This is a genomic window from Pseudomonas sp. NPDC087185 (genome assembly GCF_044744955.1).
GTDB lineage: Bacteria > Pseudomonadota > Gammaproteobacteria > Pseudomonadales > Pseudomonadaceae > Aquipseudomonas.
The window spans coordinates 888,509-910,220 of sequence record NZ_JBIUZK010000003.1 but is presented as its reverse complement, the minus strand read 5'-3'; the positions used below and the strand labels follow the sequence as shown (position 1 = coordinate 910,220).

Genomic DNA, 21,712 nt, shown 5'->3' with positions numbered 1-21,712 from the left:
CGCGCTGGTGATGCTGGGTAACATTCATTTCACGTGTATGCATTACTCAAGGAGGGATGACCTGGTGTTTACCCGATGTTCTTATGGCGTTGGTCTTTCGCTTGCATTCTGCATGGGGCATGCCTTGGCCGGTGCGCCTCGTGATTGCCCGCGCATTGTGTCCAACCTTGAGCGCCTGGCCTGCTTCGATGAAGCGGCTGGAACTCCCGCTCGCGTGACGACTCAGCCCTGGTCAGCGCCTGAGCACGATGCGCCTAGCGTATTGCGCGTGATGGCCAGCGAGGCCCAGCGTACGGGAGATGACCTTACCTTCCGCCTGAGCGGCCAGCACCCAGAGTCATTGTTGATCGCGGCGCCCGCGATTGTGGCTGTCGAGCCGCGTCCTTACCTGGCTATCAGTTGTGTGCAGAACATTTCAAGGCTGCAATTGATCAGCGGCCAGCCGATTGAAGCGAAGTGGGTCAACGTGCAGTTGCGAACGGAGCGCGAGACGACCGAGGCTTCGGCCTGGCAGGTGATGGAGAACGGCCAGGTGCTCGATGCCGGCCGTGGGTTGCCGGCCATCGAGCAGATCCGGCGGTTGTTTGGCGCCCATCGCATCCATGTCGTGAGCGATCATCCTAGGTTCGATGGGCTGACCTTCGATGCCCAAGGCCTGGATCCACTGATCGATCAGGCGCGCAAAGCATGTCGTTGGTAGCGCCAGCCTCGGCGGAGGAGATCGCCCGGTTGCTTGCACCTGTCGATCCGAAGCTGCCATGTGGACTGTTCGACATTGAGGACGATACCTATCAGGCGATCGATCAGGAAATGGTCAAGCTTGGCGGTTTGCACGAGACCTCCATCGACTGGCTATACATCGAGGAGGCTTCTCGAGAGTACCTGAGCCAGCAGTGCAAGCATTTGCGCATCGTCGTGCACCTGGGTGTCGCATGGCTGCGAAACGGCTGCTGGGAGCACTGGAACTACACCTTGCAGTTACTGGCCGGAATGGTCGAACACTACTGGGAATGCGCTTACCCCAAGCCTGGGCCGCAAGGCCTGCTGGGCAAACGCAAGCTGGTCGAGTTGCTGTTCAAGCGCCTGGCCGAAACGTTGCCGCGGCTCGACCGCTTCAGTTACACCGCGGCCTGCACGGATGCCGCGCAGAAAGCACTGACAGGCTTGCAGTTGTCATCGGCGAAGTTCGATCAGGCTGTTCTGGCCGAGTTGCAGCGATTGCTGTTGAAACACTCACAAGCAGCCATCAGCGATGTTGAAGCCCCAGCCATTCAGGCACCCCTGTCCACAGTAGCTGCCGCGCCCCTGGCCGAAGCGTTTGTGCAGAGCAAACCGAGCCTTTCGCTGGGAAACGAGCGCGAGACTCGACGTGCCTTGCTGAGCATGGCCGACTTTATCAACCAGCAGGATGTTTACGACCCGACAGGCTATCAACTGCGTCGGTTTGGTCTTTGGGCCCATATTCAGGCTGCCCCGTCTGCCAGGCAGGACCACCGAACCGAACTGATGAGGGTCCCGGCGGACATTGCTGCGGGATATGAAGAGGCGATCGTCGTTGGGGCGATTGACCCCCCCTTGCTGCTGCGGGTCGAGAAGAGCGTTGCGGCTTCGCCGTACTGGATTCGGGGCAGCTTTCTGGCCGCCAATATTGCAACGCACCTGGCGATGAGCGATGTAGCCGAAGCCATTCGCAGCACCACCGCGCGCTTTGTAAGGCGCTTGCCGGCATTGCAGCAGTTGAGCTTCAGCGATGGCTCGGCGTTTGTCGACGCGCCATGCCTGGCCTGGCTCAAAGGCGATCAGACCGAGAGCGACCAGCAAGGTGTCAGCCAGGAGTTTCGCAACCTGCGTGAAGAGTTGGTCAACCAGTTGGATGCTGCAGGTGTCGAGCCGGTGCTTCTGAAACTGCAGGGTTTGCAGGCCGATTTCCGCTCGCCTCGCGAGCGCAGCCACAGCACGGTGATCGCCGCTGATCTGCTTGCCGCACGTGGTGTGTCCTGGCTTGCCCGGGATCTGTGCGTCGGTGTTGCCAGGACCATGCAGCAGATGACTGCGGAGCAGTGGGAGCCGGAAGTCTTTCAGAGGCTCCAGCAGTACGAAGCGACATCCACGCTGATCGATCGGAACAAGGAGCAGTAGTCCGTATGAGTCAACTCTGGACATTATTCAAACGTTGGGGCTTGCCGCTGGTCACGCGAGTAGGGCTGGCCATGCCGCTGCTGCTGGGGCTTGGTGCCCTGCTGATGCTGGTACTTATCTGGTGGCTGGGCCCGCAGTGGAACTGGCGAGGTCAGCACCCGCTGACCAGTGTCGCGCAGCGCAGTGTCGCCAGCCTGGTTCTGGTGCTGATACCCCTGCTGTGCTGGTTGGCGGTGCTGCGAACCCGGTTTCGCCGATTGCAGGCGCAGCGTCGGCAGGAAGCGCAGGTCGAGGCTGATCCCTGTTTGCCTTACGTGCTGGAGCAGGAGCGCGCGTTGAACCTGGCGCTGGCCAACTACCTCGACAACGTCGGTGGCCGGGGGGCGCTGTACCGATTGCCCTGGTACTTGGTCGTGGGGGTGGAGAGCACAGGCAAAAGCCGTTTTGTCGATCGCGCCGATCAACGTTTCTCCCTCAGCCGCATCAGCCGGAATCAGGCACGTGGGCGACAGGAGCACGAAGCCGCCTATCCAGTGGGATGGTGGATCAGCAATGATGCTGTGATCCTGGATCCCCCAGGAGAGCTCATCAGCCAGCCTTCAACGAGCGGGTGCAAGAAAGTGGACGACGCCGAGCTGGATGAGGTGCCTGCGATGCCGCCAGGCACCCACGCGCAGCTATGGAACCATCTGCTGATTTGGCTTGCACGTAACCGCAGTCGGCGAGCCCTCAATGGCCTGTTGCTGGTCATCGACCTGCCATCCTTGTTGCATGCCACGCCGCAACAGCGCATGGAACTTGCGTATCTGCTGCGTACTCGCCTTCATGAAGTGAGCAGCCAGTCAGGTTCACGCTTGCCCCTTTACGTGGTGCTGAGCAAGTTTGATCTGGTGGACGGTTTTGACGAGTTCTTCGCCCGCCTGAGTGATGCGCAGCGCGAGCAGATATTAGGCTTCACTTTCAAGCTGGATGCGCTGAGTGCCTTCGATGCATGGCTGGATGAACTTGCCACCCATTACGATGAATTCATTGCCTTGCTGGATGAGCAGGTCCTGGCGAGCCTGACCCTGTCGAGCAGCTCTGAGCGTGAGCGTCTCGTATCTTTGCAATGTCAGTTGATCGGCCTGCGCCCTGCGTTGTTCTGTTTTCTGCGGGACGTACTGGCAAGCGACCGCTTCACCACACCCGCGTTGGTTCGTGGATTGTTCTGGTCGTCGGTGCAGCAGCAAGGGACTATGTACAACACCTTCATTCATGAGGCGGCGCAGCCTTATAAAATGGAGCTGCCGCTGCGTGAGAGTAAGCCGCAAGGCAAGAGCCTGGTGTATTTCGCACAACAGATCTTGTCACGCGTCGTGTATCGGGAAGAAGGCCTGGCTGGCGATAACATCAGAGTGGCGCGCAGCAGGCGCCAGTTGCTGTGGACCGGTTCTGCCGTAGGGGTGCTGGCATTGGCGGTAGCCGGCGCCAGCTGGAATCACTACTTCGACATCAACGCAAGCAAGGCGGCTACTGTTCTGGCCCAGAGCCAGACATTCGGCATTCAGGCAGTCGATCAGCGGCTCGACCCAACCGGGCGCAATCTGCTCGCTCCGCTGAATCAGATCCGTGACGCGGTGTCGGTGTTTGGCGACTACCGCTCGGCATGGTTGAGGCTGGCTGATCTCGGCCTTAATCAGGGCTATCTGATTGGGCCGCTGGTCGACGAGACCTACCTCAGCCTGCTGTCGCGGCGCTTCTTGCCAGCGCTTGCCAGTGGCGTGCTCGAAGCCATGAGCGCCGCACCCGATGGCAGCGAGCAACAGATGGCGGCGCTCAGGGTTTATCGCATGATCGAGGATCGGCAAAACCGGCGCCCCGGCTTGGTCGAGGACTGGATGGCGCATCAATGGCAGGGGGTGTTCCCCGGGCAAGGGGAGCTTCAGCGAAACCTCATGCGCCACCTCAAGTACGCCTTGGCCTATGCAGACACAGATCTGCCGCAGTATCGCCAGCGTGTCAGTGAAATCCAACAGCAATTGCGCAAGGTCCCTTTGCCGCAGCGGGTTTACGCCAGCCTCAGGCAGCAGGCGCAGGAGCAGATGCACACAGGCCTGGATTTGCGCCGCCAGGTCGGGCCTGCTTTCGATGTCATCTACCAGCCCTTGCTCGGTAGCGCCGATGAACATGGCGATACCGTGCTGGCGCCACTGGTGACGGCCAAAGGCTTCAGGGAATTCTTCGAGCCACGCAGTCAACAGGTCACTGTCATGGCGATGATCGACCAGTGGGCCTTGGGCGAGCGGCAACAGATCGATTACTCGGATGCCGACCACCAAGCGCTGACTGAGCAGATTCGCAGCCTCTACAGCGAGGATTACATCAACAGCTGGCGGCAGGCGCTGAATGCATTCGCCGTGGTTGACTTCCACGACCTGAATCATGGCGTCTCGGTGTTGGATCATCTGACAGGGCCTGCAGCGCCCCTGTACCGACTGTTGGAAACGGTCCGGGACAATACCGCTCTTTATCCGCCGGCAAGCGCCGAGCAGGAGCCTGCGGCTGTCGCCTTGGCGAGAGGCATGGGCAGAAGCGCTGAGGGGCAACAGGCGATGGGAATTCGTCGGGCATTTGCCAGCATGAACGGCATGCTGCAAGCGAAAGGTGACGCTCCGAGCTACTACGATGAAACGCTGGCGGCCATTGTTGCAGTTCAAGACTATGCCAAAGCCGTTCAAGGCAGCCCGGACCAAGGCAGGGCTGCCCTGCATGCAGTGCTGCAGCGTTTTTCGATGAGCGGGCCGGATCCGATTGCCACGTTGAAAAGGGTAGCAACCGGTTTGCCTGAGCCCATCAGGCAGCAGGTGAGGAAAGTTGCCGACCAGCTTACGCAGGTTTTGATCGTCGAAGCATTGCGCGAGCTGGAGCGGCGGTGGGATGCCGATGTCTACAGCTTCTTCCAGCAGAGACTGGCAGGTCGTTACCCATTCGCAGTGCGTGCTCCCGATGCCTCGCTGGACGATTTCGAGGCGTTTTTCGGGCCGAAAGGGCGGCTTCGACAGTTTCAGGACCAATACCTCAAGGTTTTCCTCAACGACAACCTGGATGCACTCTATGCCGAAAGCCATGGCGGCGCCTTGATCCGTGATGATGTACTCGAACAGTTGCAGGCGGCGGACCGTATTCGTGAAACCTTTTTCGACCAGCGTGGCAGTCTCAGTGTGCAGTTCAGCATCGAGCCCCTGGGGCTAAGTGCCAACCAGCGCACCAGCCTGCTCGATCTCGATGGCCAGCTTGTCAGCTATACCCATGGGCCTAGCCAGATTGCCGGGGTGATATGGCCTAACACACAGGGGCAACAGGTGCGCAGCAATCTAACCTTGCTGCGGCTCAACGGTAACAGCAGCAGCCTCGAGTACCGCGGCCCTTGGTCGATGTTCCGTCTGCTCAGCCGCGGTTCACTCAACGCCCGTACGACGACGAGTGTGGACCTCAGTTTCAGGACTGGGGATGGCGTGATGCGCTATCGGCTGAGTTCGGAAAAGGCATTCAACCCCATAACCCAGGAGCCTTTCAAAGGTTTCAGGTTGCCGCGTGGCTTATTGCAGCAGTCTGATTCCAGGATTGCGGAAACGTTGTGAGGACAACCAGGTGCCGTGATACGGAAGCATTGCAATACCCGCCACAGCCCATTAGCATTCCAGCCATCCGGAGATGGCATTCCTCCCCAAACCGCCCCCGCGCTGATGATGCCTACGCCCCCCTGTGAAAGGGCGCGTAGGCTATTGCCCGGCGTCCCCCCACAGGGCCATTCGACACCCTGTGGAGTTTCTCAAATGTACCTTCCCCTCCTTTCCGTAATCCTCGGCGGCAGCACCGGCTGTGTGCTGCGCTGGTGGCTGGGCTTACGCCTCAATTCGCTGTTCGCGGGCATGCCGTTCGGCACTTTGCTGGTCAACCTGGTCGGTGGCTTCGTCATTGGCGGGGCCATGGCGTTCTTCATGCGCTGGCCCCACCTCGACCCGGCCTGGCGCTTGCTGATCACCACCGGTTTTTGCGGGGGGCTGACCACCTTCTCGACGTTTTCCGCCGAGGTGCTGTCGATGCTCATGCATGGCCGTTACGGTTGGGCAATGGCCACGGTGTCGGCGCATGTGCTGGGGTCGTTGCTGATGACCTTTGCCGGCTTTGCGCTGGTGCGCTGGCTGGGTTGAGCCGGCACGTCACGTGGCTGTCATGTGCGGTTGCTAGCGTGCGGGTCCCTTTTCCGACACAAGGTGTGCGACACGGTGTACGCCAGCACGACCCGCAAAACGTTCATGCTCCGCTCCGACAACATGCGCAGCGACGACTTTGCCGCGCTGTTCACCCAGCTGCACGGCAACCTGTATGCCGACATGCCGCGGTTGGGGGAGGGTATCGTCATCGGCGGTGTGTATGGCCGCTTCGAGGGCATGAGCGTGCGGCGTATGCATTACCAGGGCGACTTCACCATCGCCTTGCCCACGCCGCAGGACGAGATCACTTTTGTGCTGCCCACGGCGGGCAAGATCATCTTCGAACACCGCGGCGAGTCGATTGGCGGGGCGCAGGTGGGGCTGGCGGTCGACAAGCTGGATATCCGTTCGGTGCGCTTTGCCGAGGGCCATGCGCAATGCGGCATGTCGATCCGCCGTGGGTTGTTTGCCGAGCGCCTGTCGGCGTTGCTGGGGCGGCCGTTGGCGGCGCCGATCCGTTTTGCCCCGGTGGTGGACCTCAGCAAGGCGGCTTTTCAGGGCATCCGCGCCTTGCTCGAAATGGCCACCGGCACGGCGTTCGATCAACTGATCAGTACCGGCCTGCTTATGCCGGTGCGGCTGCAGGAGATGCTGGTCGACGCGGTGCTGGAAACCTGGCCGCACAATTACAGCGAGGCGCTGCGCAGCCCTGTCCCTTCGATCGCACCCAGGCATGTGAAGACGGCCATGGCCTACATCCGTGAGCACCCGCTCAGCCTGGTCAGCGGCAGCGAGCTGGCGGCGCGGGTAAATGTCAGCTTGCGTGCGCTGCAGGAGGGCTTTCGGCGGTTTGCCGGCACGTCGATTGTCGGGTATCAGCGGCAGGTGCGGCTGGAGCAGGCGCGGCAGCTGCTGGCGAACGGGGAGGGCGTGTCGGTGGCAGAGGTGGCCTTGCGGCACGGGTTCAGCAATGCGGGGCGGTTTGCGCAGTATTTTCAGCAGGCGTTTGGGGTGAGCCCGGCGCAGGTCAGGGGATGCCAGGGGTAGGTGCCCTGTGGGAGCGGTTTTAGCCGCGAATTCAAACGTGGATTCACCGACGTATTCGCGGGTAAACCCGCTCCCACAGGGTCTGTGCAAATGCCTGGCAAGCATGGTCATACGCAGGCGTGTACCGCCTTTACACAACCGCCAAATGGCCTCTGGCTGAGCGCGGATGGGGTTGCTGCAACTGCTCAAAATGTTCGGCGATAGCCGCAATCAGTTCGGCATCGGCAATCGCGCCCATGCCAGGGTAAGGCTTGCCGTTGTAGTCACCCGCGTGGGTAAGCACGGCCTCGAGGCTGTCGCCGTTATCCTGATACAGCCGTTTCATCAGCTGCGCTTCCAGGTCCTTGCTGTCAGCGCAATGCAACGCATAGTGCACGGCCAGGGCGGCGCCGAAGGCCAGGCCCGGCGTTGCAATACCATGCTTGCGGGCAAGGTCCACGCTGCTGAGGATGCGCTCGTTGCGCTGAAGCTTGCGCAGCGGGTCGCGGCCTACCCGGGTGCAGGGGTCCTTGAACGAGGTTTTGCAGCGCTCCAGAAAGGTTTGCGCAAAACTGCCGATCACGTCTGCCATCTGTGGGTGTTCGGCCGTCAGTGCGGGGGCGACCTCCTGGTTGATCAGGCGCTCGGCCAGCGCACTCACCCGCGCATCGCCCATGCCCTGGCCTACCCAGTCATAGCCCAGCACGCTGGCGTACCAAGCGATGATGGCATGTGGGCCGTTCCACAGCCGGTTCTTGATGACCTGGATCAAGCCGATGTCGGTGACGGTTTTCACCTGGCGCAGCCGCTCCAGCAAGTCGCTGCCACGCTCGACGTACAGCGTCATGTCGGGTTCGCTGTTGAACAGGATCAGGTGCAGTTGGCTCATCGCGCTACTGGATTGTGCGAAGGGCCGGAAGCGCCCGATCAGTCGTTCGTATTCGGGTACCGGCGCAGCGGGCTTGCCGGCGTGCACGGGCTCGCCTTCAAGGCTGTTCTGGAACATCTGCGACTTGATGCGCAGTTGTCGCACCAGCGCGTCATTACTCAGTTTGGAGACGATGCGGCTGACCACGGTTTCAGCGAAATGGGTCTTTTCCAGGATCTGCTGACTGATGGCGGGCGGGCACAGTAATTCAAGCTCCGCTTGTACGTGTAGCCGCACGAACGCTGCCCCGCCAATCTTGTTCAGCACCGTCAAAATGGTCAGCGCGCGGCCACGGCGCTCGAAGCGTCGCAGCAGGCCCTTGGCGATGACCTTGGCCTGTTTGCGGATGGCCTGCTCGGGCAAGCTCAGGCCGATGATTTCAGCCGCGTTGTACATCTCGATCACCGCCGCGTCATCGTCCATGTCGATCATGCGAACGTTTTCGATGGTCTGGTCGAACGAGCTGGCCCCATAGCGCACGCTGTAGCGGCCAAACGCGCTGACGGTTTCCCGCAGCATGCGCGAACGGGTGGCGGCGATGATTTCGCACGGCCGGGTGTAGCCGTCCCAATGGGAGAACACTTGGGTCAGGTAACCGCCGCCGATGGCCCCGAAACCATGGATGCCGACGCGGAACTGGTTCAGTGAGGCGGGAAAGGGCGCGTGCAGGTCTGGCATGCCCAGGTCGGGGACGCACTCGCTCAAGTCGGCGAGGAATGCGTTCATGCTGCTGTAGGCCTTGAACGCGCCAGCCTTGACCTCAGGCGCTGGTGGCTTGATGTCTTCGATCAGGATCGCTTGCCCTTCGGCGCGTATGGCCGACAGCAGGCCGTTTTCCGAGTCTTCGACCATCAAGCACTGGCCCGGCTCGCAATTGAGCGCACTGGCAGCGCGCAGGAAGATCTCGGGGTGGGGTTTGCCTTGGCTGACTTCATCGCCACAGACGGTGACGTCGAAATACTTCAGCACATTGGCATTGATCAGGTATTCCTCGGCGATGGCCCGGCGGCTGGACGTGGCGACCGCCATCGTCAGCCCTGACTTGCGCAGCCGTTCCAGCACTTCCAGCAAGCCTGCCTTGATCGGCACGCCGTGATTGCGCACGTGCTCCAGCTCAAGTTGGTCGGCGCGTTTGCGAATTTGCGCATACGGGAAGTCTTCACCGTTGTGCGCCTTGGCCAGCGCTTCAGCCTTTTTCGCGCTGAGGCCCAGTGAGCCGATGAGCGTCTGCTCGCTGAGTGCCGTGCCGAAAATCTCCAGCGAGGCTTGCTTCAGCGTTTTGAAACGCAAGCGTTCGGTGTCGAACATGGTGCCGTCCATGTCGAAGATGGCGCTGAAAATTCGTTTACCTTGAAAGAAAATCATGGGGTATATGCCTGTTTGTCTCGTGAACCCTGCCGCTTTGCCAACGGGCACAAGCGACTGCTACGCAAATCTGCAGTGAGATCAGTCAGGTGGGAGGCACACGGTCGACAGGAGGGCGCTCAGCGGTGACGCAGAGGTAGGGCGGGACGGAGCGGGGTTTACAGAGGAGGTCTACAAGCGTTGAGGTGCGGCGGGCGCGTTGTTTGACTTTGACTTCACGCCCACTGGCTGCAGTTCGGTTTGCAGGCAGTGAGCGCAAGTAGCGATGGATACGTGTGATTCCAAACATGGGGTGATGAGCTTCCTGTTCAGTGACGGGTATTCCTTTTTCAGCCTTGCATGTATGTGTGATCACATGCAAGGCCCAGGTTTTGCTCAGAACGCGTAGCTGGCCTTGAGGCTGCCGCTGACGCCATGGCTGTCGCCGCCGCTCAAGGCCGCCACTTCGGCGCCGACACTCAGCGCACCCAGGTTGGCCATCAGGTTCACGCCGGCGTTGAATTGGTCACGGTTGTCGAAGGCCGCCCGCTGCTGAATGTCCAGCCCCAGCAGGTGGCCTTCGCTGTCCACCTGATGATCGCCCAGGGCATGTTCGTAGCCCACCTCGACGCCCGGCACCAGCTGCCAGCTGCCCATGACGATAGGGGTGAACGATGCCTTGAGGTTGGCCACCGCGCTGCGCCGGGTTTCCTGAAGGTCGTCCACTTGTAGCGCCAGTTCGCTCCCCTTTTCGGTGAAGCCGGACAGGTCCACGCGGCTGGCCCGTACACCCACGCTCGGCTCCAGCACCAGGGCGCCTGTGCTCAGGCGGTAGCCCAACGCCAGGCTCGCGCCGGCCAGGGTGCCGTGGCTGTCGCCCCTGGCCGTGCCCAGGCCGCCGCCGAGTTCGCGTTTGCTGGCGTAGTCGAGGTAGCCGGCGCTGGCATCCGCCTCGATGAACAGGCCGTGTTCCAGGCTGTCGGGGGCGAAGCGCGCGCCAAGGCTGAGGAAGGTCAGGTCGGTGTCCGCTTCGCCGCCGGCGCCACCGACGTTGCCGCTGCTGTAACCAAACCCTGCATGGGCGCTGAGCTGCTCGGTAAAGCGCTGGGTCATGCCGATCATCAAGCCTTGGCTGTGCTCGTTGCTGCTGGCGGCGTGGGCTGAGCCGTCGGTACCCAGGTAGCCGGCCAGCGCGGTGCTCCACAGGCGCGACTGGCCGGCCTTGAGGCCGCTGGCATCGGTGAAGGGCGAGGCTGCACGGTCGATCATCGCGCCCTGGCGCAGCAGGTAGCTGGCGGCGTCGGCGTGCACCTGGCCGCCCACGGTCGCTTCCACGCCGCCCAGGGTGCCGGCGTCGATGGCTGACTGCAGGTAGTAGTTGTAGGCGCTGTAGGTGCCCGACAGCGGGGTGTCCTGCAGTTGCCGCAGCAGTTGCGCACCGGCGGCGGCGTTGCCCAGCAGGCCGGCTTCACCCGGCAGTGTGCCGTAGCGCACCATCTTGCCGCGCAGCACGTAGATCGTTTCCTGGGTCAGGCCCAGGCCTTGCTTGAGGTAGTTGTCCATGCTGCCGTATTCGGCCGTGACCTCGTCCAGGCCGGCCTGCAAGTAGCTGGCCTCTACGCCCAGCAGCGGCGCGTACACCTCGGCCATGCTCGCGGGCATGGCGGCCAGGGTCGCGGCCACGCGGGCGGCGGTGTAGTCGTTGGTGGCCAGGTAGTTGCTCATGATCGTCGCGTCGTCGACGCCAGCGATGCTCAGCAGCACGGCGGCCGTCCAGCCGGTGCGGTCCTTGCCGGCGGTGCAGTGGAACAGGGCGGCGCCGTCGGCGCTGGCCAGTTCGTTGAACAACACCGTGAACTGCCCGCGCATGCCGGCATCGCTGACGAAGGCGCGGTTGGTTTCCTCCATCATCGCCCGCGCCTGGGCGGCGCTGGAGAACGAAATGTTGGTGATGTTCGAGCCCGAGGTGGTACTGCCGATGATGTCGATGTTGGTGTAGTGGGCGCCGGCGGGCAGGGTGTCGGGGGTGTCGGCGATTTCGCTCGGGGTGCGCAGGTCGTACACATCGCTGATGCCCAGGCCGTTGAGCACGGCGAGGTCGGCGGTGGTCGGAGTCAGGGCGTTGGCACGATAGAACACCCCGGCGCGCATCACGCCATCATGGCGGGTGGTGTAGGCGGTGGTGGTACCGGCGATGTCGCGAAAGTTGTCCATGCCGGCCAGGCGCGGGGTGTCGAGCGCGTCGGCGGCGTGGGCGGTGGAGATGGCGAGGGTGAGCAGGGACAGGGAGCAGAACAGGCGTTGCAGCACGGGAATGGCCTCGGTGGAGTGCAGGGGTCTGGCTACTCTCCGGGGGCAATATGAAACTGGGTGTTACATATTGCAGTGCGAGGCAAAAGCCTGCGCAATCTGTCTGCAGGCTGCGTTTTCCGTCTGGTGCGATGAGGTTTGTTTATTAACTAATTTTTTGCATATTAGGTTATTCCTAAAATTAATTTCATTTATTTATTGCGCGCCGCTACATTCGCTGCTCCCCCAAAGGACACTAAAGGAGCAGCGGATGTCCATTCGATCCCGGCTGTTGATTGTCATCGCCAGCACCTTGCTGGCGACCCAGGCCTTCGCTGCCGAACGCCTGACCCTGCGCATCGGTGACCAGAAGGGCAACATGCGTGCCCAGCTGGAGGCCGCCGACGCCCTGCGCGACCTGCCGTACGACATCCACTGGGCGGAGTTCCCTGCCGCAGCGCCGCTGGCCGAGGCACTCAATGCCGGGGCAATCGATGCCGGCATCATCGGCGATGCACCGTTGCTGTTCGTGCTGGCGTCCGGCGCGCCGGTCAAGGCGATTGCCGTGGACAAGTCCGACCCCTATGGCACCGCCTTGCTGGTGCGCCCGGATGCACCGCTGCACACTGCCGCCGACCTCAAAGGCAAACGGATTGCCACCGGGCGCGGCTCAATCGGCCATCACCTGGCGCTCAAGGCGCTGGACCAGGCGGGCCTTACGGAAAAGGACGTGGACTTTCGCTTCCTCGGCCCGGTCGATGCCAAGATCGCCCTGGCCAACGGTTCGGTGGACGCCTGGTCGACCTGGGAGCCTTACACCGCGCTGGCCGAGCTGAGCGGGCAGGGCCGGGTGCTGGTCAATGGCCGCGGCCTGTCCAGCGGCAACAGCTTCCTGGCCGCCACCGACAAGGCGCTTGATGACCCGGCGCGGCGCGCCGCACTGCAGGACTACCTGGCGCGCCTGAGCAATGCCCAGGTCTGGGCCAACCAGCACCTGGACAGCTACTCGAAAACCCTCGCCGCCATCATCGGGTTCCCCGAGAACGCCGCCCGCCTGCAGTTCGAACGCCGTCAGCTGCGTTGGCAAGCCATCGATGCCACGACCATCGCCGAGCAGCAGGACACCGCCGACTTCTATCACGCCCACGGCTTGATGAGTGAGCGCCTCGACGTTGCCCCGACCTTCGCCAACGGCTTCACCGTGCCCAGCACCGGCGCGCTGGCCCAACACTGACCCGGAGAACACCCCATGTCGCACCGCAAACGCCTGCGCCACCTGGCCCTGGGCTTGCTGATCGGCGGCCTGCTGCCGTCACTCGCCAGCGCCGAACAAACCCTGCGCATCGGCTACCAGAAGTCCTCGACCCTGCTGACCTTGCTCAAGGCCCGTGGCAGCCTGGAGCAACGCCTGCAGGCCGAAGGGATTCGTGTCAGCTGGCACGAGTTCCCCAGTGGGCTGCCGCTGCTCGAAGCGTTGAACCTGGGCAATGTCGACCTGTCGGCGGACGTCGCCGACACCGTGCCGGTGTTCACTCAGGCGGCGGGCGCCACGCTCACCTACTTTGCCCGTGAGGCGCCGTCGCCTGCGGCCCAGGCTATCCTGGTGCCCAGTGGCTCGCCGCTCAAGACGCTCGCTGACCTGAAGGGCAAGCGTGTGGCGGTGACCAAGGCGGCCGGCAGCCATTACCTGCTGATCCAGGCGCTGGCCAAGGCCGGATTGAACTTCAAGGACATTACCCCGGCGTACCTGATCCCCGCAGACGGGCGCGCTGCGTTCGAAAACGGCAAGGTCGATGCCTGGGTAACCTGGGACCCGTACGTCGCCAGCGCCCAGCGCCAGCAGAATGCACGCGTGCTCGCCGACGGCAATGGCCTGGCCAGCTACCAGCGCTACTACTTGGCCGGCAGCGACTATGCCAAGGCGCACCCCGACGTGTTGCAGCAGGTCTACCAGGCGCTGCGTGAAGTGGGCACCTGGACCAAGGCCAACCCTGAAGCCGCTGCGCGCGTGCTCGGGCCGCTGTGGGGCAACCTGGACAGCGCCACCGTGCAGCAGGCCAACGCCCGCCGCAGCTACGACGTGCAGCCGGTGCAGCGGGACAACCTCGGTGAGCAGCAGCGCATCGCCGACGCCTTCTACCGCGAAGGCTTGCTGCCCAAGCCTTTGGATGCGCGCGCGGTGACCGTGTTCGAGCCGCGTGGGGACTATTTGAAAAACTGACTGGGCGTGGTGCCGAACTGGCGCTTGAACATGCTGGCAAAGGCGCTGGGGCTGTCATAGCCCAGCGTGCCCGCCACGTCGATGATGCGCTCGCCCAGGGCGATGCGCTCCAGCGCCTGCATCAGCCGCGCCTGCTGGCGCCATTGGCCGAAGGACATGCCGGTTTCCTTGCGGAACAGGCGCTGGATGGTCTTCTCGTCGATGCCCAGGTGCACGCCCCAGTCGGCCACGGTGGACGGGTCGTCCGGCTTGTGCTGCAAGGCCGAGCAGATGGTCCGCAAGCGTGGGTCGCTGGGGTGAAGCAGCTTCAGTGGCAGGGTGGGCAGCACGCTGATCTCGTCGAGGATCAGGCGCATGATGCGCGACTCGCGCGAGTCCTCGGCGAACGGCCCGCTGACGTTCACAGAGGCCTTGATCAGCTCGCTGAGCAGTGGCGAAATACTGATTGCCTTGCTCTGGCGTGGCAGGTTTGCGGCGGCATCAGGGCGCACGAACACGCTGCGCATCTTCACGTCGCCGACGCAGCGAATGGCGTGTTCCTGCCCGCAGGGCATCCAGATGCCGCGGCTGGTCGGTACGGTCCAGCACTCGGCCTGCGACTCGACGATCATCAGGCCCTTGATGGCATAGATCAGCTGATGCTTGGCATGCGAGTGCGGGGCGATGTACCAATCCGGCGGGTAGTCGGTTGCACGGCTACCGACCTCCCAGGTCCATTCATCAACCTCCACCAGCATGTCTTTCAACGGCTTGAACATGTCGCCCCCGTACCGGCTGAATACCGCGTGGCCATCTTAGCAGCAGGTCGCCGGGCGTGCCTTCGAGCGGGTCGCCGGCAGCAGTGCGGTGGCCAGGCCGAGCAGTGGCAGGAACGAGATCACCTGATACACCCACTCGATGCCATGCCGGTCGGCCAGCTCGCCCAGCCCGGCGGCGCCGATGCCGCTGATGCCGAACATCAGCCCGAACATCACCCCGGAAACCATGCCGACGCGCCCTGGCACGGCTTCCTGGGCATACACCACCAGCGCGGCGAACGCCGAAGACATCACCAGGCCGATCGCTACTGCCAGCACTGCCGTCCAGAACAGGTCGGCGTAGGGCAGGGCAAGGGCGAAGGGCGCAACGCCCAGGAAGGACACCCAGATCACCGCCTTGCGCCCGATACGGTCGCCCACCGGCCCACCCGCGAAAGTGCCCAGCGCCACGGCGGCAAGGAACACGAACAGGTACAGCTGGCTTTGCTGCACGCTGAGGCCGAAGTGCTCGATCAGGTAGAAGGTGAAGTAGTTGGTGAACGACGCGATGTACACGAACTTGGCGAACATCAGTACGCAGATGACCCCCACCGCGCGCCACATGGCGCCCTTGGAAAGGCCCTGAGCCTGCTGCCCGGCAAAGCCCTTGAGCTGGGTCTGGCCGTGCTGGATGGTCCAGCCGGTCACCCGCAGCAGTACGCAAACGGCCAGGGCCGCTGCCAGCATGAACCAGGCAATGGCTGATTGGCCGTAGGGGATGATGATGGCCGCAGTCAGCAAGGGGCCGATCGCCGAGCCGGTGTTGCCGCCCACCTGGAAGGTGGATTGTGCGGTACCGAAGCGCCCGCCGGACGCCATCCGCGCCACCCGTGAGGCTTCGGGGTGGAAGGTTGCCGAGCCTACCCCGACCACTGCGGCAGCCACCAGCAGCATTTCATAGCTGCCGGCGAAGGCGAGCAGGGCGATGCCCACCAGGGTTACCAGCATGCCGGCTGGCAGCAGGTAGGGCTGTGGGTGTTTGTCGGTGTACATGCCTACCCAGGGTTGCAGCAGGGAGGCGGTCACCTGGTAGATCAGCGCGATCCAGCCGATCTGCGCGAAGCTCAGCGAGAAGTCGCTTTTCAGCATGGGGTAGATCGACGGCAGTACGGCCTGGATCAGGTCGTTGAGCAAGTGGGCGAAGGCGGCGGCGCCGACGATGCGGACCAGGAACCCTTGGGGTTGATCGGCGGGCGCGGTGGGCGAGGCCAAGGTGGCGGCAGAAGTCGTCATAAGCGAGGCTCTTTTGTCGAGTGATAGCAAGGCATTGCCGCTGAAGGATATCCAGCGGTGCTTTTGTCTGTCTCACGTCGAACAGGCACCCACTAGCGCGTTTCGGACATTCGTTGCGGCAGGTACAAAGGGCGCAGGATGGCTAGCGTGCCGTGCTTTCCCTGGCCATCCACCTGAGCAGCGCTGCGATGGGCACGCGACGGTGCACTTCGTGACGCTGGGCGCTATTGCCGTCGCCATACCGTTCGCGATAACGGCTCACGATGAAGTGCTGGCCATCGTCCGAGACCCGGGCCTCAAGCTCGTGCAGCAACTGCTGCCCGGCATCACTCTCCAGGTTCCTGAACAGCACCAGCGGGGCTTGGGCGTCACTCATCCGCGTGCTCCCCTGGGCAGCTCGTCGGCCGCTTGCCTGGCGAGCCAACCTTGCCCTCTGCTACACGCTCGGCGCGGTAGTGGGCGCGGTAGTCGCGTACGGCGAGGTAGTCATCAGGCAAGGTGCGCAGCCAGTCGGTAACCGGCAGTAGTTCGGCGCGACCATCCACTACGCCACCTGCGGTGGCCACGTTGCTCAGGGTATCGACGGTATCGCTGTTGTCGCCAAACGGGTCGACCGCCATGCCCAGTACCCGGCCGGTGGCATCGCGCAGGTTGTGCGAGCCCAGCAGCGGCAGCTCGACGATCGGGCCATCGGCGATGTTCCACACCCCAAACGTCTGGCCAAAGTCCGAAGTGTGGCGGGCCAGCCCCATCTTGCCCGACACATCGATCAGGCCTGCCACGCCCAGCGTCGTATTGAAGATGAACCGCGTCAGGCTGGTCATCGCCCGCTCGCCGTTGCCCTGTAGCAGGTCATTGACGAAGACCTTGGGTTCGCCGAAGTTGGCGGCAAAGTTGTGCACGCCCTGCTGGGTGAAGTCGGGCATTGCGGTATAGCCACGGGCGACCGGTGCCAGCAGGTAATCGTCGACACTGCGGTTGAAGGCAAACACGGCGCGGTTGGCGGGTTCGGCCGGGTCGCTCAGCTGATACGCCACAGGGCCACAGGCACCGGCAGGCGGCCGCTGGCTGCAGCCTCCGGCAGCGAGCAATGACACGGCCAGTAGCGCGTTACGGGCTGAAAACCAGGCAAAGGGTGGGGTGGGCATGGGCACATTCCTGACAAGAACTGGCGCCGATGGTGCGGGCGTTTGTTTGCCTGGAAATGTCCGGTTTACTTCACTGGCGACACTTTGTTTCCGAATTGAAATATATGACGGCAACCTCGGGATGGCCGTAAAGTTAGCGCTAATTACCTCTGTTTGCGGTGCCCCCGTGTGAGCCATTTGCTGATTGTCGACGATGATGTCGAAGTACTCGACCTGCTGCAGAAGTTTCTCCGTCAGCACGGTTACGAAGTCGATGTGGCCAATGATGGCGAAGGCCTGTGGCAGGCGCTGGAGCGGCGGGTGCCGGACTTGGTCATTCTCGATGTGATGCTGCCGGGCGACAGTGGGCTGGTGCTCTGTCAACGCCTGCGCGCCGAATACAAGGTAGCGGTGATCATGCTCACTGCCATGGGCGAGCTGAGTGATCGTGTGGTCGGGCTCGAGCTGGGCGCGGATGACTACCTGACCAAGCCGTTCGCTGCCCGTGAGCTACTGGCCAGGGTGCGCGCGGTGCTGCGTCGGGCAAGCGAAACGGCGAGCAACCCAGCCACCAGCCCTCGGTCGGTCCTCGAGTTTTGCGGCTGGCAGCTGGAGGTGCTGCGGCGTGAGCTGCGCTCGCCGGAAGGCGTGATGATCCCCTTGTCCAACGGCGAGTTCGAGCTGTTGCTGGTGTTCGCCGAGCACCCCCGGCGGGTCCTCAGCCGCCAGCAACTGCTGGACCTGGCGCGTGGCGAGACGCACGACGCTTACGACCGCAGCATCGATGTGCAAGTGAGCCGGCTGCGCCGCAAGCTTGAAACCGATGACGTCACTGAACCGTTGATCCGTACCTTGCGCAACGTGGGCTACCTGTTCACCGCCACTGTGAACAGGCGATGAACCTGCTCGCCCGGGTGCGCAAGGCCCTGCCACGGCCACGCGTCACCATCGCCCGGTGGATTGCGCTGACCACCCTGGCCGCCATGCTCAGCCTGCTGTTGCTCAAGTGGCTGTTCAGTTTGCTGCTGAGTGTGTGGGCACAACCGCCGTTGCTCGAAAGCGGCCTGATCGAGAAGGTGGCCTCGGTCGCCCGCATGCTTGATGCCGCACCTGTGGGCCAGCGGCCGACCCTCGCCAGCGCGGCGGGTGATGCGTCGTACAGCGTGCGCTGGCTGCGTCGGCATGAAGAGGCCGGTTTGCCAGTGCTGGCCGACAGCCAATTTCGCGAGGGTGCGCCGACGCTGCGCGCCCTGCTGAAGCGCCCAGATGCGCAGATCGAAGTGTTCGGGCCCGATGACTTGCCAGCTCAGCAGCAGCGCGGTTATGCCCTGCTGATCCAACTGACGGACACGTCGTGGCTGTTGTATCGCGCAACAGATCGCAGTTGGGGGCTGGATGAGCTCCCGCGCAACCTGATCATCCTGGCGCTGATGATTGTCTCCAGCCTGGCCGTGGCTTTCTTCGCCACGCGCTATCTGGCCCACCCACTGGAGCGTTTCGCAGAAGGCGCGCGGCGCTTCGGCAAGGACTTCAACGCGCCGTCAATCCCGGTGGTCGGCCCCCACGACCTGCGCCAGGCCATTCTTGCGTTCAACGCCACCCAGGCGCAGCTCAAGCATTTTCTACACGACCGCACGCAAATGCTGGCGGCAATCTCCCATGACCTGCGCGCACCACTGACCCGCATGCGCCTGCGCGCGGAGTTCATCGAAGATGCCGAACTGCAGGCCAAGTTGTTCAAAGACGTGGACGAGATGCAGGCGATGGTCGACGCCGCGCTGCAGTTCTTCCGTGATGACGCGCGGTTGGAACCGACCACGACGTTCGACTTGGGTGAGCTGCTGACGACGGTGGTCGATGACTTCAAGGATGCGGGGCTGGAGATCACCCTGAGTGGGCCGCGTCGTTGTGTGTATGTGGGCCGGCCCATTGGCATTAAGCGGGTGGTGGTCAACCTCATCGAAAACGCTGCCAAGTATGGCCGCGAGCCTGCGGTGCAGCTGGAGGTCGATGACGAATGCATCGTCATGCGTGTGCTTGACCGAGGCCCAGGCATTGCGGATGAGCTGCAGGCGCGGGTTTTCGAACCGTTCTTCCGCATTGAAGGCTCGCGCAACAGGGATACCGGCGGGGTCGGCCTTGGCCTGCCGGCGGCGCGCGCCATCGTGCTGGAGCAGGGCGGTAGCGTGACCCTGAGCAACCGCCAAGGGGGCGGGCTGGAGGTCAGGGTCACGCTGCCTGTCGCGTGATCAGAGTCCCAGTTCACTCAGCCCGGGGTGGTCGTCCGGGCGGCGGCCCAGCGGCCAGTGGAACTTGCGGTCCGCTTCGGCGATGGGCTGTTCGTTGATGCTCGAGTGGCGGTTCTGCATCAGGCCATCCTCGGCAAACTCCCAGTTCTCGTTGCCATAGGCACGGAACCACTGCCCGCTGTCGTCGTGGTATTCGTAGGCATAGCGCACCGCGATGCGGTTGCCGGTGAAGGCCCAGAGTTCCTTGATCAGGCGGTAGTCCAGTTCATGGTTCCACTTGCGGGTGAGGAAAGCCTGCACCTCGGCGCGGCCACGGGGGAACTCCACGCGGTTGCGCCAGACGGTATCGGGCGTGTAGGCAAGCGCGACCTTGGCGGCGTCGCGGCTGTTCCAGCCATCTTCGGCCAGGCGGACTTTCTCGATGGCGCTTTCGCGGGTAAAGGGGGGGAGTGGAGGGCGGGACATGGGTAACTCCTCAGGCGTGGTGGGCATGAAGGAGCGTAGTACTAGGGTGGTGTGGTTGAGAATGGATGTCGCCAGCACTTCATAGTTGCTGTCAGCGAAACAATCGCGGTGAAGTCGCTTTGAAAGGCCGAGCGTCAGCGATGTGATCAGGGCTCCACTTCGTCGATGTACGCCTCGAAGAACCCGTCAGGAATCTCTTCTGTTCGGTACTCAAGCTGCGTACCTTCGGTAATTTCAGCTAGCCACACTGCATTTTCACCAGGGTTGTCGAAGACAAAAGCGCGGTTGCTGACAGCAATGGCGTCTGGCAGGCCAAGGCCAAGCCACGCCGCAGGGTCAAAACAGTCTGGCACAAAGGGGCTGGCGTGTTTACGCCATGCCTTGTAGCCCATTTCTGGCGCCACCCAGTCTCTTGACGGATGATCGGTGCCGGTCGAGGTTCTGGGGCTGTTTGCAGCCCCATTTCTCAGGCCGTCTCACCCAAGGCCTTGTCCACGGCTTTGCTGCGCCCGCCCAGCCACACCAGCAACAGCCCGGCCGTCGCCAGCACGCCGCCGGCCATTGGCACCGCTGCATACCCAAGATTCAGGCTGATCACCGCGCCCCCCAAGGCCGCGCCCAGGGCATTGCCGAGGTTGAATGCGCCGACGTTGATCGACGATGCCAACCCCGGTGCCTCGGCGGCGGCGGTCATCACGCGCATCTGCAGCGGCGGCACCACCGCGAAGGTGAACATGCCCCAGACCAGCAGCCCGATGGCGGCGCCGATGTGGCTGCCGAGCACCAGGGGCATGAGCAGCATGATAAGGGCCAGCACGCCGAGGAAGATCTTCGCCGAGCCGTCCAGCGACCAGTCGGCCAGGCGGCCGCCGAGGCTGTTGCCAAGGGTGAAGCCGACACCGATCAGCATCAGGCCGAGGGTGACGAAGCTGTCCGAGGCACCGGTGAGCTCGGCGAGCACCGGCGCCACGTAGGTGTACAGCGTGAACATCGCACCGGCACCGAGCACGGTGGTGGCCATCGCTAGCAGCACGCTGGGGCGGGCGATCACGGCAAGCTCCTTGCGCACCTGTGGCACGCTGCCACGTTCACCCTTGGGCAGCGCGTACCACAAGGCCGCCATGGCCAGCAGGCCGAGCATCGCGGTACCGGCAAATGCCATGCGCCAGCCGACCTGCTGGCCGACCCAGGTGGCGGCAGGCACGCCGCCGATGTTGGCGATGGTCAGGCCCATGAACATGGTGGCCACGGCGCTGGCCTGTTTGTCCTTGGGCACCACGCTGGCAGCCACCACCGCGCCCAGGCCGAAGAAGGCACCGTGGTTGAGGCTGGTGATCAGCCGCGAAGCGAGCAGGGTGTAGTAATCCGGCGACAGCGCAGACAGCAGGTTGCCGAGGGTAAAGATGGCCATCAGCGCCATCAGCGCGGCGCGTTTGCCGAAGCGGCTGAACAGCAGGGTCATGATCGGTGCGCCGACCATCACGCCGATGGCGTAGGCGGTAATCAGCATGCCCGCGCTGGGGATGCCGACATCGACGCCTTGGGCGATCACCGGCAGCAGGCCCATCGGGGTGAATTCAGTGGTGCCGATGCCGAAGGCGCCGATGGCCAGGGCGAACAAGACCCGTTTGGGGGAAAGCGTGCTCATCAGGAGCTCCGGTTTCAAAGGTGAATGAGCAGCCGGTAGCGGCCGTACAG

General features: G+C 63.2%; 18 protein-coding genes and 1 riboswitch. Of the genes, 9 read left to right on the top strand and 9 right to left on the bottom strand.

Annotation, left to right across the window (positions count from 1 at the left end; all coding sequences use genetic code 11):
* Positions 1-112: 112 nt before the first annotated feature.
* From vasI to ACIPIJ_RS14425, 5 genes are all read left to right on the top strand, one after another.
* Positions 113-700: a type VI secretion system-associated protein VasI gene (vasI, locus tag ACIPIJ_RS14445; protein ID WP_401077588.1), complete on the top strand. Its 588-nt coding sequence runs from the start codon at positions 113-115 to the stop codon at positions 698-700.
* Positions 688-2,139 (top strand): type VI secretion system protein TssA, encoded by a 1,452-nt coding sequence (tssA, locus tag ACIPIJ_RS14440; RefSeq protein ID WP_401077516.1) that lies wholly within the window; start codon positions 688-690, stop codon positions 2,137-2,139. Before vasI ends, tssA begins: the two co-directional genes overlap by 13 nt.
* A gap of 5 nt (positions 2,140-2,144) precedes the next feature.
* Complete coding sequence (gene tssM, locus ACIPIJ_RS14435; protein ID WP_401077515.1) at positions 2,145-5,759, top strand: type VI secretion system membrane subunit TssM; 3,615 nt, start codon at positions 2,145-2,147, stop codon at positions 5,757-5,759.
* A gap of 60 nt (positions 5,760-5,819) precedes the next feature.
* Positions 5,820-5,881: riboswitch (Fluoride riboswitch) on the top strand.
* Positions 5,882-5,954: 73 nt separating this feature from the next.
* Positions 5,955-6,332 carry a fluoride efflux transporter CrcB gene (crcB, locus tag ACIPIJ_RS14430; protein ID WP_401077513.1) on the top strand — a complete coding sequence of 126 codons (378 nt, stop codon included), beginning with the start codon at positions 5,955-5,957 and terminating at the stop codon, positions 6,330-6,332.
* Between the two features lie 105 nt (positions 6,333-6,437).
* Complete coding sequence (locus tag ACIPIJ_RS14425) at positions 6,438-7,382, top strand: AraC family transcriptional regulator (protein WP_401077511.1); 945 nt, start codon at positions 6,438-6,440, stop codon at positions 7,380-7,382.
* Between the two features lie 130 nt (positions 7,383-7,512).
* On the opposite strand, the gene mtlD is transcribed toward ACIPIJ_RS14425, so the two are convergent.
* Positions 7,513-9,654, bottom strand: a complete 2,142-nt coding sequence (gene mtlD / locus ACIPIJ_RS14420; RefSeq protein WP_401077509.1) for a bifunctional mannitol-1-phosphate dehydrogenase/phosphatase — start codon at positions 9,652-9,654, stop codon at positions 7,513-7,515.
* 375 nt (positions 9,655-10,029) lie between these two features.
* Positions 10,030-11,943, bottom strand: coding sequence for a tyrosine-protein phosphatase (locus tag ACIPIJ_RS14415; protein WP_401077508.1), 1,914 nt, complete (start codon positions 11,941-11,943; stop codon positions 10,030-10,032).
* A 250-nt stretch (positions 11,944-12,193) separates the two neighbouring features.
* Between ACIPIJ_RS14415 and ACIPIJ_RS14410 the strand changes: the two genes are divergently transcribed.
* Positions 12,194-13,156: an ABC transporter substrate-binding protein gene (locus tag ACIPIJ_RS14410; RefSeq protein WP_401077507.1), complete on the top strand. Its 963-nt coding sequence runs from the start codon at positions 12,194-12,196 to the stop codon at positions 13,154-13,156.
* A gap of 15 nt (positions 13,157-13,171) precedes the next feature.
* A complete protein-coding gene (locus tag ACIPIJ_RS14405; protein WP_401077505.1) occupies positions 13,172-14,143 on the top strand; it encodes an aliphatic sulfonate ABC transporter substrate-binding protein in 972 nt (323 codons plus the stop codon).
* Here the strand turns inward: ACIPIJ_RS14405 and ACIPIJ_RS14400 are convergent.
* The 4 genes from ACIPIJ_RS14400 to ACIPIJ_RS14385 form a co-directional block, all read right to left on the bottom strand.
* Positions 14,128-14,901, bottom strand: a complete 774-nt coding sequence (locus tag ACIPIJ_RS14400) for an AraC family transcriptional regulator (protein ID WP_401077503.1) — start codon at positions 14,899-14,901, stop codon at positions 14,128-14,130. The genes ACIPIJ_RS14405 and ACIPIJ_RS14400 overlap by 16 nt on opposite strands.
* A gap of 36 nt (positions 14,902-14,937) precedes the next feature.
* Positions 14,938-16,173, bottom strand: a complete 1,236-nt coding sequence (locus tag ACIPIJ_RS14395) for an MFS transporter (RefSeq protein WP_401077501.1) — start codon at positions 16,171-16,173, stop codon at positions 14,938-14,940.
* 142 nt (positions 16,174-16,315) lie between these two features.
* The gene (locus tag ACIPIJ_RS14390; protein WP_401077500.1) at positions 16,316-16,549 is read right to left on the bottom strand and encodes a hypothetical protein; all 234 of its coding nucleotides are present in this window, start codon (positions 16,547-16,549) and stop codon (positions 16,316-16,318) included.
* On the bottom strand, positions 16,542-17,321 hold the full coding sequence (locus ACIPIJ_RS14385) for a VacJ family lipoprotein (protein WP_401077498.1): 780 nt from the start codon (positions 17,319-17,321) through the stop codon (positions 16,542-16,544). The genes ACIPIJ_RS14390 and ACIPIJ_RS14385 overlap by 8 nt, the downstream gene beginning before the upstream one ends.
* A gap of 168 nt (positions 17,322-17,489) precedes the next feature.
* Here ACIPIJ_RS14385 and ACIPIJ_RS14380 point away from each other — a divergent pair, with 168 nt between their 5' ends.
* Both ACIPIJ_RS14380 and ACIPIJ_RS14375 read left to right on the top strand, forming a co-directional pair.
* Positions 17,490-18,200 carry a response regulator gene (locus ACIPIJ_RS14380; RefSeq protein WP_401077496.1) on the top strand — a complete coding sequence of 237 codons (711 nt, stop codon included), beginning with the start codon at positions 17,490-17,492 and terminating at the stop codon, positions 18,198-18,200.
* Positions 18,197-19,549 carry an ATP-binding protein gene (locus tag ACIPIJ_RS14375; RefSeq protein ID WP_401077494.1) on the top strand — a complete coding sequence of 451 codons (1,353 nt, stop codon included), beginning with the start codon at positions 18,197-18,199 and terminating at the stop codon, positions 19,547-19,549. The genes ACIPIJ_RS14380 and ACIPIJ_RS14375 overlap by 4 nt, the downstream gene beginning before the upstream one ends.
* Here ACIPIJ_RS14375 and ACIPIJ_RS14370 read toward each other — a convergent pair whose 3' ends face one another.
* From ACIPIJ_RS14370 to ACIPIJ_RS14360, 3 genes are all read right to left on the bottom strand, one after another.
* On the bottom strand, positions 19,550-20,014 hold the full coding sequence (locus ACIPIJ_RS14370; protein WP_401077492.1) for a DUF1348 family protein: 465 nt from the start codon (positions 20,012-20,014) through the stop codon (positions 19,550-19,552).
* A gap of 146 nt (positions 20,015-20,160) precedes the next feature.
* Entirely contained in the window at positions 20,161-20,406 is a 246-nt protein-coding gene (locus ACIPIJ_RS14365) for a hypothetical protein (RefSeq protein WP_401077490.1), read from the bottom strand.
* Positions 20,407-20,480: 74 nt separating this feature from the next.
* A complete protein-coding gene (locus ACIPIJ_RS14360) occupies positions 20,481-21,662 on the bottom strand; it encodes an MFS transporter (protein ID WP_401077488.1) in 1,182 nt (393 codons plus the stop codon).
* Positions 21,663-21,712 lie beyond the last annotated feature (50 nt).

Bases quoted from the DNA above. Each gene is read 5' to 3' on its own strand.
- crcB (WP_401077513.1), top strand. From the start codon at position 5,955: ATGTACCTTCCCCTCCTTTCCGTAATCCTCGGCGGCAGCACCGGCTGT.
- ACIPIJ_RS14410 (WP_401077507.1), top strand. From the start codon at position 12,194: ATGTCCATTCGATCCCGGCTGTTGATTGTCATCGCCAGCACCTTGCTG.
- ACIPIJ_RS14385 (WP_401077498.1), bottom strand. From the start codon at position 17,321: ATGCCCACCCCACCCTTTGCCTGGTTTTCAGCCCGTAACGCGCTACTG.
- ACIPIJ_RS14365 (WP_401077490.1), bottom strand. From the start codon at position 20,406: ATGGGCTACAAGGCATGGCGTAAACACGCCAGCCCCTTTGTGCCAGAC.
- ACIPIJ_RS14405 (WP_401077505.1), top strand. From the start codon at position 13,172: ATGTCGCACCGCAAACGCCTGCGCCACCTGGCCCTGGGCTTGCTGATC.
- ACIPIJ_RS14370 (WP_401077492.1), bottom strand. From the start codon at position 20,014: ATGTCCCGCCCTCCACTCCCCCCCTTTACCCGCGAAAGCGCCATCGAG.
- vasI (WP_401077588.1), top strand. From the start codon at position 113: ATGGGGCATGCCTTGGCCGGTGCGCCTCGTGATTGCCCGCGCATTGTG.
- ACIPIJ_RS14395 (WP_401077501.1), bottom strand. From the start codon at position 16,173: ATGACGACTTCTGCCGCCACCTTGGCCTCGCCCACCGCGCCCGCCGAT.
- tssA (WP_401077516.1), top strand. From the start codon at position 688: ATGTCGTTGGTAGCGCCAGCCTCGGCGGAGGAGATCGCCCGGTTGCTT.
- ACIPIJ_RS14400 (WP_401077503.1), bottom strand. From the start codon at position 14,901: ATGTTCAAGCCGTTGAAAGACATGCTGGTGGAGGTTGATGAATGGACC.
- mtlD (WP_401077509.1), bottom strand. From the start codon at position 9,654: ATGATTTTCTTTCAAGGTAAACGAATTTTCAGCGCCATCTTCGACATG.
- tssM (WP_401077515.1), top strand. From the start codon at position 2,145: ATGAGTCAACTCTGGACATTATTCAAACGTTGGGGCTTGCCGCTGGTC.
- ACIPIJ_RS14360 (WP_401077488.1), bottom strand. From the start codon at position 21,662: ATGAGCACGCTTTCCCCCAAACGGGTCTTGTTCGCCCTGGCCATCGGC.
- ACIPIJ_RS14375 (WP_401077494.1), top strand. From the start codon at position 18,197: ATGAACCTGCTCGCCCGGGTGCGCAAGGCCCTGCCACGGCCACGCGTC.
- ACIPIJ_RS14425 (WP_401077511.1), top strand. From the start codon at position 6,438: ATGCTCCGCTCCGACAACATGCGCAGCGACGACTTTGCCGCGCTGTTC.
- ACIPIJ_RS14390 (WP_401077500.1), bottom strand. From the start codon at position 16,549: ATGAGTGACGCCCAAGCCCCGCTGGTGCTGTTCAGGAACCTGGAGAGT.